10 protein-coding genes are annotated in these 11,762 nt (G+C 59.8%); 7 read left to right on the top strand and 3 right to left on the bottom strand.

Going from position 1 to position 11,762, the window contains the following annotated elements:
- Window positions 1–6: 6 nt before the first annotated feature.
- On the bottom strand, window positions 7–771 hold the full coding sequence (locus BJ917_RS18805) for a TOBE domain-containing protein (protein WP_096514617.1): 765 nt from the start codon (window positions 769–771) through the stop codon (window positions 7–9).
- 189 nt (window positions 772–960) lie between these two features.
- Complete coding sequence (locus BJ917_RS18800; RefSeq protein WP_096514619.1) at window positions 961–1,701, bottom strand: ComF family protein; 741 nt, start codon at window positions 1,699–1,701, stop codon at window positions 961–963.
- A 109-nt stretch (window positions 1,702–1,810) separates the two neighbouring features.
- Between BJ917_RS18800 and bioB the strand changes: the two genes are divergently transcribed.
- The 7 genes from bioB (at window position 1,811) to BJ917_RS18765 (ending at window position 8,909) form a co-directional block, all read left to right on the top strand.
- Window positions 1,811–2,866 (top strand): biotin synthase BioB, encoded by a 1,056-nt coding sequence (gene bioB / locus BJ917_RS18795; RefSeq protein WP_096514620.1) that lies wholly within the window; start codon window positions 1,811–1,813, stop codon window positions 2,864–2,866.
- Window positions 2,867–3,025: 159 nt separating this feature from the next.
- Window positions 3,026–4,204 (top strand): 8-amino-7-oxononanoate synthase, encoded by a 1,179-nt coding sequence (gene bioF, locus BJ917_RS18790; RefSeq protein WP_121104063.1) that lies wholly within the window; start codon window positions 3,026–3,028, stop codon window positions 4,202–4,204.
- Entirely contained in the window at window positions 4,197–4,928 is a 732-nt protein-coding gene (locus tag BJ917_RS18785; RefSeq protein WP_121104062.1) for an alpha/beta fold hydrolase, read from the top strand. Before bioF ends, BJ917_RS18785 begins: the two co-directional genes overlap by 8 nt.
- A complete protein-coding gene (bioC, locus tag BJ917_RS18780; protein WP_121104061.1) occupies window positions 4,921–5,745 on the top strand; it encodes a malonyl-ACP O-methyltransferase BioC in 825 nt (274 codons plus the stop codon). Before BJ917_RS18785 ends, bioC begins: the two co-directional genes overlap by 8 nt.
- Entirely contained in the window at window positions 5,742–6,422 is a 681-nt protein-coding gene (gene bioD / locus BJ917_RS18775; RefSeq protein WP_096514627.1) for a dethiobiotin synthase, read from the top strand. Before bioC ends, bioD begins: the two co-directional genes overlap by 4 nt.
- A 107-nt stretch (window positions 6,423–6,529) precedes the next feature.
- Window positions 6,530–6,826: a pyrroloquinoline quinone biosynthesis protein PqqE gene (locus BJ917_RS18770; RefSeq protein WP_096514629.1), complete on the top strand. Its 297-nt coding sequence runs from the start codon at window positions 6,530–6,532 to the stop codon at window positions 6,824–6,826.
- A 277-nt stretch (window positions 6,827–7,103) separates the two neighbouring features.
- Window positions 7,104–8,909 (top strand): phenylacyl-CoA dehydrogenase, encoded by a 1,806-nt coding sequence (locus BJ917_RS18765; RefSeq protein ID WP_096514631.1) that lies wholly within the window; start codon window positions 7,104–7,106, stop codon window positions 8,907–8,909.
- Window positions 8,910–8,986: 77 nt separating this feature from the next.
- On the opposite strand, the gene BJ917_RS18760 is transcribed toward BJ917_RS18765, so the two are convergent.
- A complete protein-coding gene (locus tag BJ917_RS18760) occupies window positions 8,987–10,705 on the bottom strand; it encodes a hypothetical protein (protein WP_121104060.1) in 1,719 nt (572 codons plus the stop codon).
- Between the last annotated feature and the right edge of the window lie 1,057 nt (window positions 10,706–11,762).

The following is an 11,762-nucleotide window of genomic DNA, read 5'->3' as shown; positions in this document are numbered from 1 at the left end:
GTGCGTTTACAGCGGCGTGCCGAGCAGTACGTTGGACGGCGAAAACTGCACGCTCACCGGTTTTCCGACGCTCAATCCCCGGGATCGCAGATGCGCGGGCTCGGCCAGGGCGCAGAGTGTCTGGCCATTGGGCAGGCCGATGCGTACTTCGCTGGGACCGCCTTGCGCGTCGAGTACTTCTTCGACAGTGCCTTTGAGGCAACTGTAACCGGGTGTTGCACTGTCCCCGGCGCCCAACACCTCCAGCCAACCGGCCTTGATCAGGGCCACGACTTCGGTGCCGGGTTGCAGCTCCAGGCGCAGGGTGCTGTCGTGGGTGATTTGCGCATCGATGCTCAAGCCTTCGGCCAGTTCCAGGCGAATCCGGTCATTGTGGCCCTGGGTTTCGATGGCCGCGATCTTGCCGTGCAACTGATTGCGCGCGCTGGTCCGAAGCATCAAGCGGCTGAGCAGGTCGAGGTCGCTGGCCTCCTCGGCGGCTTCCAGCACCTGGGCCTGCAAGGCTTGCAGCTTTTGATAGAGGCGCAACACCCGTTCGCCTTCGCTGGACAGCCTGGCGCCGCCACCGCCCTTGCCGCCGACGCTGCGTTCCACCAGCGGCTTCTGCGCGAGGTTGTTGAGTTCATCGATGGCATCCCAGGCGGCTTTGTAGCTCAGGCCTGCGCTTTTCGCCGCGCGGGTGATCGAGCCCTGTTCGGCAATGTGTTGCAGCAGTGCGATTCGTTGCGGGCGGCGGACAATGTGCTGGGACAACAGCGTAGGCAAGGACATGGCAGGACGCTTCGGGCTGTGACGATGGTGAGGACGTTGGCTGCTGGAGGCCCGGGAGTCAAGTCAAGCCACTGCCCCTTTGTAGGAGCGAGCCTGCTCGCGAAGGCGTCATCTCAGTCGACATCTCTGTTGAATGATAATCCGTCTTCGCGAGCAGGCTCGCTCCTACAGGGGGGTTGTATGTTCAGGTCAAATTGTGTCGCCGGGTTTGGGGGTGCGGGCCAGGCAATACACATCGACCCGAGCGGCGCCCGCATCCATCAACAGGCGGGCCAGTGCTTGCGCCGTGGCACCGGTGGTGAGCACGTCGTCCACCAGTGCCAAGTGGAGTCCTTTGACCGATGCATCGGGTGCCAGCGCGAAAGCATTGCGCAAGTTCTTGCGCCGTTCGTTGGCGTTCAGCGCTTGCTGCGCGTCGGTGTCCTGAATCCGCAGGAGCAACCGTTCATCGCCAAGTATGTTCAACCGGCTGCCGAGCCAGCGCGCCAGCATCGCGGCCTGATTGAAACCCCGCTGGCGCAGTCGCCGGGTGGCCAGCGGCACTGGCAGCATTAAATCGGGGCGCGGCAGATCATTCTCGAAGCGATGTTGCAGGGCCTGAGCGAGCAGTTCGGCAAGCAGGTGGCCAAACGGCCACTTCGCACTGTGTTTGAAGCGGGTGATCAGGCTGTCTATCGGAAAGCTGTAGGTCCACGGCGCGATGACCCGTTCGAAAGCCGGCGGTTGTTTCAGGCATTGGCCGCAGGTCAGGCCCGCCGCAGGTAATGGCAGTGCGCAGGTCTGACAGTGGTCGCCGAGCCAGGGCAACTCGGTTTCGCAGGCCATGCAGAGGGGCGTATCGCCATCGGCGGCTTCATCGCAGAGCAAGCAGGATTGTTTGTTTTTTAACCAGATGTAAACCGGTCCTTTGTATCGTGGTTGACAGTGCATCGCTCTTCCTTAAATATGCCGAACATCCGTGTCGCGGCTGTGGGTATTCCATCCCGCAGTCGTTTGCCCAGCATAAAACCTTGCCCTGGTTAAAATAAAGGTAACGCCCATGAGCGCCAGCACCTCTGCAACCCTGCGTCATGACTGGTCTTTGGCCGAAGTCAAAGCACTCTTCGTTCAACCATTCAATGACCTGCTGTTCCAGGCGCAGACCGTGCACCGCGCGCATTTCGATGCCAACCGCGTCCAGGTGTCGACCCTGTTGTCGATCAAGACCGGCGCCTGCCCGGAAGATTGCAAATATTGTCCGCAGTCCGGTCACTACAACACCGGTCTGGAAAAAGAAAAATTGATGGAAGTGCAGAAGGTCCTCGAAGAGGCCGCTCGCGCCAAAGCCATCGGTTCGACCCGTTTCTGCATGGGTGCGGCGTGGAAGCATCCATCGGCCAAGGACATGCCCTATGTGCTGAAGATGGTCGAAGGCGTGAAGGCTCTGGGCCTGGAAACCTGCATGACCCTCGGTCGCCTCGATCAGGAACAGACCGAAGCGCTGGCCAAGGCCGGTCTTGATTACTACAACCACAACCTCGACACCTCGCCTGAGTTCTACGGCAGCATCATCACCACCCGCACCTACGGCGAGCGCCTGCAAACCCTGGCCTACGTGCGTGACTCGGGGATGAAGATCTGCTCCGGCGGCATCCTCGGCATGGGCGAGTCCCTCGACGATCGCGCCAACCTGCTGATCCAGCTGGCCAATCTGCCGGAACATCCAGAGTCGGTGCCCATCAACATGTTGGTGAAAGTGGCCGGCACGCCACTGGAAAATGCCGACGACGTCGACCCGTTCGATTTCATCCGCATGCTCGCCGTCGCCCGGATCCTGATGCCAAAATCCCACGTGCGCCTGTCCGCCGGCCGCGAGGCCATGAACGAACAGATGCAGGCCCTGGCGTTTTTCGCCGGCGCCAACTCGATTTTCTACGGCGAAAAACTGCTGACCACCGCCAACCCGCAGGCCGACAAGGACATGCAGCTGTTCGGACGCCTTGGCATCCTGCCGGAAGCCCGCGAAGAGCACGCCGATGAAGTGCATCAGGCGGCCATCGAACAGGCGCTGGTGGAGCAGAAGAGCAGCGAGCAGTTCTATAACGCCGCCGTCTAATCGCTTACCACCTGTTCTGATTTGAATGCAAAACCCTGTGGGAGCGAGCCTGCTCGCGAAGGTGGCGTGTCAGACGACATCAATGTTGAATGTCAGTCCGCATTCGCGAGCAGGCTCGCTCCCACAGTGGATTCATGTCACCGGATAGACGAGGCCTGCATGTCTTTCGATCTCGCCGCACGCCTGGCTGCCCGTCGTGCCGAAAATCTTTACCGCCATCGCCCGCTGCTCGAAAGCCCCCAAGGCCCGCAAGTGGTGGTCGATGGCCAGCCGTTGCTGGCGTTCTGTAACAACGACTACCTGGGCCTGGCCAACCATCCGCAAGTGATCGAAGCCTGGCGTGCCGGCGCCGAGCGCTGGGGCGTCGGTGGCGGGGCTTCGCATCTGGTGATTGGCCACAGTGGACCGCATCACGCCCTGGAAGAAGCCCTGGCCGACCTGACCGGTCGCCCGCGCGCCTTGCTGTTTACCACCGGCTACATGGCCAACCTCGGCGCGGTCACAGCGCTGGTGGGGCAGGGCGATACGGTGCTGGAAGACCGGCTCAACCATGCGTCGCTACTGGATGCGGGACTGCTGTCCGGCGCGCGTTTCAATCGCTACCTGCACAACGATGCGGCGAGCCTGGCGACACGCCTTGAGAAAGCCACCGGCAATACGCTGGTGGTCACCGACGGCGTGTTCAGCATGGACGGCGACATCGCCAACCTGCCGGCACTGGCCCGGGAAGCCAAGGCCAAGGGGGCATGGCTGATGGTTGACGATGCTCACGGTTTCGGCCCGCTGGGCGCCAACGGTGGCGGCATCGTCGAGCACTTTGGCCTGAGCATGGAAGACGTGCCGGTATTGGTTGGCACCCTTGGCAAGGCGTTCGGTACGGCCGGGGCTTTTGTCGCCGGCAGCGAAGAGCTGATCGAGAGCCTGATCCAGTTTGCCCGGCCTTATATCTACACCACCAGCCAGCCGCCGGCCCTGGCCTGCGCCACGCTGAAAAGCCTGGAACTGTTGCGCAGCGAGCATTGGCGTCGTGAGCATCTGCAAACGCTGATCCGCCAATTCCGCCAGGGCGCCGAGCAGATTGGCCTGGAGCTGATGGACAGTTTCACGCCGATCCAGCCGATCATGATCGGCGACGCCGCACGCGCCGTGCGCTTGTCGCAGTTGCTGCGCGAACGCGGGTTGATGGTGACCGCGATCCGCCCGCCAACCGTGCCCGCCGGCAGCGCCAGACTGCGCGTGACCCTGACCGCCGCCCACAGCGAAGCGCAGGTACAGCTATTGTTAGAAGGATTGGCCGATTGTTTCGGACAACTGGGAGCGGAGCCAAGCCATGCGTGATCGACTGATTCTGCTGCCCGGTTGGGGCCTCGGAATTTCGCCGCTGGAACCCTTGGCGGCGGCCTTGCAGGGCCTGGACGAACACCTTCGGGTGGAAATCGAACCATTGCCGGAGCTGGAGTCGAGCGATCTTGACGAGTGGCTGGATGAGCTTGATTCGGCGCTCCCCCAGGACGCCTGGCTCGGCGGATGGTCCTTGGGTGGCATGCTCGCGTCGGCATTGGCAGCGCGTCGCGGCGATCGTTGCTGCGGCTTGTTGACCCTGGCGAGCAATCCTTCTTTTGTCAGCCATGAACAGTGGCCGAGCGCGATGCCCGGCGAAACCTTCGATGCGTTTCTGGCGGGCTGTGCAGCTGATCCGCGCATGACCTTGAAACGCTTTTCGTTGCTGTGCGCACAAGGTGCCGAAGACCCGCGCGGATTGTCGCGATTGCTGCTCGGCGGTGCGCCACATACGGCGGCACCGGTATTGATGAGCGGTCTGGAAGTGCTCGCGCAACTGGATACCCGACACGCCTTGCAGACGTTTCGCGGTCCGCAACTGCATCTGTTCGCCGGCCTCGACGGGTTGGTCCCGGCCGAAGCGGCGGGGGACTTGCTGAGGTTGCTGCCGGATGTCGAAATCGGCCTGATTGAACGGGCCAGCCACGCATTTCTTCTGGAAGACCCCCACGGTGTGGCGGGGGCGATCCAGGCCTTTTTGCATGAGTCCGGTGATGACTGATTTATCTCTTGCGCTTCCCTTTCCAAAGCAGCCCGGCGGATTGCCCGACAAACGCCAGGTCGCGGCGTCCTTCTCCCGGGCGGCGGCGAGCTACGACAGCGTGGCCGAGTTGCAACGTGATGTGGGCAGTCAACTGCTGAGCCGTTTGCCGGGTGATTTCATTCCGGGGCGCTGGCTCGACCTGGGCTGCGGCACCGGGCATTTCAGTCGCTCATTGGCTGAGCGGTTTCCCGCCGGCCAGGGTGTGGCGCTGGACATCGCCGAAGGCATGCTCAATCACGCGCGGCCATTGGGTGGCGCCACGCACTTCATTGCCGGCGATGCCGAGCGATTGCCGCTGCGCGACGCGACCTGCGACCTGATCTTCTCCAGCCTGGCGGTGCAGTGGTGTGCGGACTTCGCCTCGGTGCTCAGCGAAGCCCATCGCGTGCTGAAACCGGGCGGAATCTTCGCGTTTGCTAGTCTGTGCGTGGGCACGTTGTTTGAACTGCGTGACAGCTGGCGGCAAGTGGATGGCATGGTGCACGTCAACCGTTTCCGCGAGTTCGCGGTTTATCAGCAGTTATGCGCGGCCAGCGGCTTGCAGGCGCTCAGTCTGCAGACCCGCCCCCACGTGCTGCATTACCCGGATGTGCGCAGTCTGACCCATGAACTCAAGGCACTGGGCGCACACAACATCAACCCAGGTCGGCCGGGCGGATTGACTGGCCGGGCGCGGATTCTGGGGTTGGTCGAGGCTTATGAGCAGTTTCGTCAGGCACAGGGCCTGCCGGCGACTTATCAAGTGGTGTACGCCGTTATGGAGAAACCCTTATGAGTGCAGCCTATTTCATCACCGGCACGGACACCGATGTCGGCAAAACCACGGTGGCCGCCGGTTTGCTGCACGCGGCGCGGTCGGCCGGCTTGAGCACGGCGGCGGGTAAACCGGTCGCTTCCGGTTGCGATGTAACGCCTAAAGGCTTGCGCAACGCCGATGCGTTGGCACTGTTGGCGGAATGCTCGCTGCCGCTGACTTATCAGCAGGTCAACCCGGTGGCCTTTGAACCGCCCATTGCACCGCACCTGGCTGCACGGGAGGCGGGTGTGGCGCTGACGGTGCAGTCGCTGTTGGAGCCCATGCGGCAGATTCTCGACCTGCAGGCCGATTTCACCTTGATCGAAGGCGCCGGTGGCTGGCGTGTGCCCCTGGCGGATCAGGACAATCTGTCGGACCTGGCGATGGCACTGGATCTTCCGGTGATTCTTGTCGTCGGCGTGCGCCTGGGCTGTATCAACCATGCGTTGCTGACGGCCGAGGCGATCGCCCAAGACGGTTTGCAACTGGCGGGGTGGGTGGCCAACATCATCGATGCGAAGACGTCGCGGCTGGAAGAAAACCTGGCGACGCTTGCCGAGCGAATCCCTGCGCCGTGCCTGGGGCGGGTGCCGAAACTCAAGGTGGTGACGGCAGAAGCAGTGGCCGAGCATCTGCAACTGGATTTGCTCGACTAAATTTTACCTATGACAAGGCACTGTGCCATTAGTGTTTTTGTCGGGTGTTTTGCCCACGCGTCTGCTTCAATGGCCGCTGTTGATCCTTTGCAAGGACGAGTTCTCCCATGGAAATCTCAGGAAACACCGCTTTTTATGCCGGTCTGAGCACTATTCAGACAGGGCAGAACCGTGTCGATCAAGCCGCCGGGCAGATCGCCAACACTACGATCGAGCGTTCGGTCACCAGCCAGTCTTCCGAGGCTCAAGCCGATCGCTTGCGTTCGGTCGATCGCAGCCAGCAATCAGACCTGACCAGCAACCTGGTGGAAATGGACCAGGGTAAATTTCAGGTAGAGCTGGGCGCCAAGGTCGCCAAAGCCTCCGATGAAATGCTCGGTACGTTGATCGATACCTTTGCCTGATTCTTCGCTGAACCCGCACCGCTGACGCCGCGATCATTCGCGGCGTTTTTCTGCGTAAGTCCTTCTACGCAAACTATTCTTTCCTACACTGCGTGTTGCTTCGAGCAACGGCGCCGAGCCTTCGCGCGTCCTGAATCGAGCCAGGCGATGACGAGCGGCAAAAGATCGACGCTTGACAAGATTTAGGCGTAAACGTATGTTTCAAACAACTGTTTGACCGCCACAACAAATCCACGCGGTCGTTCATTCACGGTTACATCAGCAGAGGTTTATCGCTATGCCTGACTACAAGGCCCCCTTGCGTGATATTCGCTTCGTTCGTGACGAACTGCTTGGTTACGAAGCGCACTATCAGAGCCTTCCGGCTTGCGCGGACGCCACTCCGGACATGGTTGACGCCATTCTCGAAGAAGGCGCCAAGTTTTGTGAGCAGGTGCTGGCTCCGCTGAACCGCGTGGGCGACCTCGAAGGCTGCACCTGGAGCGAGTCCGGCGTTAAAACCCCGACTGGCTTCAAAGAGGCCTACAAGCAATTCGTCGAAGGCGGCTGGCCAAGCCTGGCTCACGACGTTGAGCACGGCGGTCAAGGCCTGCCGGAATCCCTGGGCCTGGCCATCAGCGAAATGGTCGGTGAATCCAACTGGTCGTGGGGCATGTACCCGGGCCTGTCGCACGGCGCGATGAACACCATCTCCGAGCACGGTACGCCTGAGCAGCAAGAGGCTTACCTGACCAAACTGGTGTCCGGCGAATGGACCGGCACCATGTGCCTGACCGAACCTCACTGCGGTACCGACCTGGGCATGCTGCGCACCAAGGCCGAGCCTCAGGCTGACGGTTCCTACAAAGTCTCCGGCACCAAGATCTTCATCTCGGCCGGTGAACACGACATGGCCGACAACATCGTTCACATCGTGCTGGCCCGCCTGCCGGATGCACCGGCCGGTACCAAAGGCATTTCGCTGTTCATCGTGCCGAAGTTCCTGCCGAACGCAGACGGTTCGGTGGGTACGCGTAACGCGGTGGCCTGTGGTTCCCTGGAACACAAGATGGGTATCCACGGCAACGCCACCTGCGTGATGAACTTCGACGGCGCGACCGGTTTCCTGATCGGCCCGGCGAACAAAGGCCTGAACTGCATGTTCACCTTCATGAACACCGCACGTCTGGGGACTGCGCTGCAAGGCCTGGCCCACGCCGAAATCGGCTTCCAGGGCGGCCTGAAATACGCTCGCGATCGCCTGCAAATGCGCTCGCTGACTGGCCCGAAAGCGCCGGACAAAGCCGCTGACCCGATCATCGTGCATCCGGATGTTCGCCGCATGCTGTTGACCATGAAAGCGTTCGCCGAAGGCAACCGCGCAATGGTTTACTTCACCGCCAAGCAGGTCGACATCGTCAAGTACGGCGTGGACGAAGAAGAGAAGAAGAAAGCCGACGCACTGCTGGCTTTCATGACCCCAATCGCCAAAGCCTTCATGACCGAAGTCGGTTTCGAATCGGCTAACCACGGCGTGCAGATCTATGGTGGCCACGGTTTCATCGCCGAGTGGGGCATGGAGCAGAACGTTCGCGACAGCCGCATTTCCATGCTGTACGAAGGCACCACTGGTATCCAGGCACTCGACCTGCTGGGCCGTAAAGTGCTGATGACTCAAGGCGAGGCTCTGAAAGGCTTCACCAAGATCGTGCACAAGTTCTGCCAGACCAACGAAGGCAACGAAGCGGTCAAGGAATTCGTTGCACCGCTGGCTGCACTGAACAAGGAATGGGGCGAACTGACCATGAAGGTCGGTATGGCCGCCATGAAGGATCGCGAAGAAGTCGGCGCGGCCTCGGTGGACTACCTGATGTATTCCGGTTATGCCTGCCTGGCCTACTTCTGGGCCGACATGGCGCGTCTGGCTGCCGAGAAACTGGCTGCCGGCACATCCGAAGAGGCGTTCTACACCGCCAAGCTGCAGACAGCGCGCTTCTACTTCCAGCGCATCCTGCCGCGTACCCGCACTCACGTTGCAACCATGCTGTCGGGCGCCAATAACCTGATGGACATGAAAGAAGAAGACTTCGCGCTGGGCTACTAAGGCTTAACGCAGTTCTTCAAAAAAACCGCCGCTCCTTTGGGAGCGGCGGTTTTTTTTGCGCCATCGTCAGGCATTGCTCACCATGGGGTGGGGGCCAGTGGTCCAGCACCCGCCGGGGTGGCGGAACCTTCGCCATTGCGAATGAACGGAAGGTGCCAGAAGTCATTAGGAACGACAGGGTCGCCCGGCTTGACGTTCTCCGGAAAGATGAATTCGAACACCGGGGCTACGTATTGCCCCGCGATCAGCCCATTGGCCACTGCAGGCTGACTTTTGAGGCAGTTGTCTACAAGGGCCTGCGAGAGACTCGACGGGTCCGGAGGGCACATTGAGCGCGCCATCACCCGCAGCGTCCGGGTCGGCTGGCTGAGAAGTCCGGTTGGCGCCTTGCTTGCCCGCAACCTGGCACGCTGTGGTTGAGCACCGGTGTTCTGGGTGGTAATGCCGCCCGAAACACCACGGCAAGTCGGTGCCAGGGTCAGTGCAGGATTGCATTCACCGGTCATCTCATAGGGTGTTACCCAACGGTTATGTTCCACGCCGTTGTTGTCCACATCGATAAGGTAAATATCCACCGGCGTCAGGATGTCGGTTGTCGATGTCTCAAGGAACAACCGGTCCTGGGTTTCCTGCGCCACGCCGCTGACGGCTGTTGGGTTCGGATCGGCGCTGCCGATGCCGAATTCGCCGATGGACAGGTAGCTGGGCTGCGTACCGGGCTGCGTGTAGATACCGACGTTGGCTTCGATGGTGTGGGCAGAGATGAAGTCCGGATTTCCGGATGTTGGCGACTTGAACAGGGTGCCGGAATAACTGATGAAATCGCCGACTTCGAAAGGTGCTTGCTGGCGCGGATCAGGATCCGTCGGGAGCCTTGTCGCGTCGGTTGGTCCTTTCATGATGAACTGGCTGCAATACACCTGGCCCAGCGCAGGTGGGCTCAATTCGCCGCTGGCCGGCAGCGGACTGACACCGGCCTGGCTGAAATTGCGGCAGTTATTGGTCGTGGTCGGTGTCTTGGCCAGTGGCCGGTTTTTCTGCGGGCACAATGCGTCATCGGCGCCACGTGGCACACACATGGGAAAGCCGGTGGCTGCGTGAATGGTCGGGTTGGCATCATCCACGGAGAAGCGCGGGTCTGCGGTCCGGACTCGGCCGAAGCGTCCATTCGGGTCGTTGATTTGCAGTATCGTGGGCTGCGGCGAGTTGGTGCTGGTCACTTCGATATTGCCAGTGTCCAGGTCGATCCGGCTGATGTAGCCGCTGCCTGTCTGGGTTGTCTGTTGAGAGACATCGATCAACCCGGCGATTTGTTTGCCATTGACGGTATTGCCCACCACGTGGATCTCGAACGATGGGTAGGCACGGGTACTGTTGAGCCCCAATGCTCCACCGTTGACGAAATCGCGCCAACTCAGGGTATTGGCCGGCATCTGGATGATCATGTTGCAAGGGACGGTAATGGTCGTGCCATTGACCATAATTTTGCCGCCACTGCGCTCCACTGGGACAGTAGCCCCTGGGCAGGTTTCGGCGGGGGAATCTACCGTCATGTTCTGGATAAAGCCCGTGATGTCGAAGCCGTGAATCGCAGTAGCATCAGCGAAGACGGGATCAGGCAGTGTGGGGGTGGCGAATGGCGCCACCGCCCCCTTGGTGGGTGGCTTGGCGGTCCCGCCGCCACCGCCACCAACCCCATTTTTGGCCCATGCCGCGCCGGTTACGCCGAGGGCCAGTGCAAGGGCGATCGCACTGGCGATCAGTGCAGTACGGCCGATGACACCCTGGGTTCGCATGTGGAGCGGCGGTTCAACATGTGCTTTTGTTTTGGCGCATAGTCTCATGATTGTCTCCGAGGTTTTGCCAGGCCGATTTCTGATCTAGCGACCCACCGACTCGCTGATGCACTAAGGTCGGTGCAAAAAAAGAGCGGAACAACGGTCGTTGGGCTCGAGCCGGAGAGATGAACAAATGTGAGCTGGTACCTTGGCCCCTGATCACATTTACCTTCCAGGCATATTCAAGCTGCGTTGTGCTGGCCTGCCCAAGACACAAACGTCAGAGAAATTTCCCTGAGCCTGAAGGGTGCAAAGCAGTAGTCGTGCCCGATTTGGCACAGACAATCGGCAGCCCGCGGAAAATGCGGGCTGCGCGGGTATTAGTCGTTTTCTATGTAACTATATCGATGTGCATAACACCAAAGTAGGGGGGGATATATACCCTTTTTTGGGCGTGTTTTTTAGTCGGACAGTTCTTCGGTGAAATGTCTCAGGGTTAAATGAATGAGAAGGGTTGCTTATTAGTACTCGAAAGTCGGACTTATGACAATCGGTGTTTTTGCGGGATGGAAGAAATAGAAGTTTGAATTGTTAATATATAAAGTCACGACAATAGCTCACGCAGTGCAACTTGTGCACGAGTGAGTTTTTAGATTTGGTGGGTGTTTATATTTTCTGTTTTATTAATAGGCTAATAGAGCTGCTTGTTGCTAGTTTAGCTCTTGTTGATGAAATAGCAATTACTCTGCCAGTTTGGCGGAAGCGCAGATTTTCCCTGTCTGGTCCAATGAATGCTGGGGTATTTTGATTTTTATTGGGAGGGCGATTCTGACGACTGGGGAGAATTCCCCAGTATTGGGGGAAAGCTGCACCAATATTGAGGACAGCACCGTAGTGTCTTTTTGCCGTGTTTTAGAGTGTGCAGAGAGAGATAAAAAAATATTGAATTTTTGCTGTTGAAATCTTTTGTTACAGCTAAAGTGGGATCAAGCGCTCTTCGCAGTGCGATAGAAAATTGTTGAAGATAAGCCTGAGCCAAGAGAGTACTTTGCCAGCCTTGCCTTGTCCCGCGTCG

The organism is Pseudomonas sp. WPR_5_2 (genome assembly GCF_003634475.1).
GTDB lineage: Bacteria > Pseudomonadota > Gammaproteobacteria > Pseudomonadales > Pseudomonadaceae > Aquipseudomonas > Aquipseudomonas izuensis.
The sequence above is the reverse complement of the archived record's forward strand: the minus strand, read 5'-3'. Positions and strand labels throughout refer to the sequence as shown.

Coding starts and splice junctions, on each gene's coding strand:
- BJ917_RS18765 (WP_096514631.1), top strand. CDS start 7,104: ATGCCTGACTACAAGGCCCCCTTGCGTGATATTCGCTTCGTTCGTGAC.
- BJ917_RS18800 (WP_096514619.1), bottom strand. CDS start 1,701: ATGCACTGTCAACCACGATACAAAGGACCGGTTTACATCTGGTTAAAA.
- bioF (WP_121104063.1), top strand. CDS start 3,026: ATGTCTTTCGATCTCGCCGCACGCCTGGCTGCCCGTCGTGCCGAAAAT.
- BJ917_RS18785 (WP_121104062.1), top strand. CDS start 4,197: ATGCGTGATCGACTGATTCTGCTGCCCGGTTGGGGCCTCGGAATTTCG.
- bioC (WP_121104061.1), top strand. CDS start 4,921: ATGACTGATTTATCTCTTGCGCTTCCCTTTCCAAAGCAGCCCGGCGGA.
- bioD (WP_096514627.1), top strand. CDS start 5,742: ATGAGTGCAGCCTATTTCATCACCGGCACGGACACCGATGTCGGCAAA.
- BJ917_RS18760 (WP_121104060.1), bottom strand. CDS start 10,705: ATGCGAACCCAGGGTGTCATCGGCCGTACTGCACTGATCGCCAGTGCG.
- BJ917_RS18805 (WP_096514617.1), bottom strand. CDS start 771: ATGTCCTTGCCTACGCTGTTGTCCCAGCACATTGTCCGCCGCCCGCAA.
- bioB (WP_096514620.1), top strand. CDS start 1,811: ATGAGCGCCAGCACCTCTGCAACCCTGCGTCATGACTGGTCTTTGGCC.
- BJ917_RS18770 (WP_096514629.1), top strand. CDS start 6,530: ATGGAAATCTCAGGAAACACCGCTTTTTATGCCGGTCTGAGCACTATT.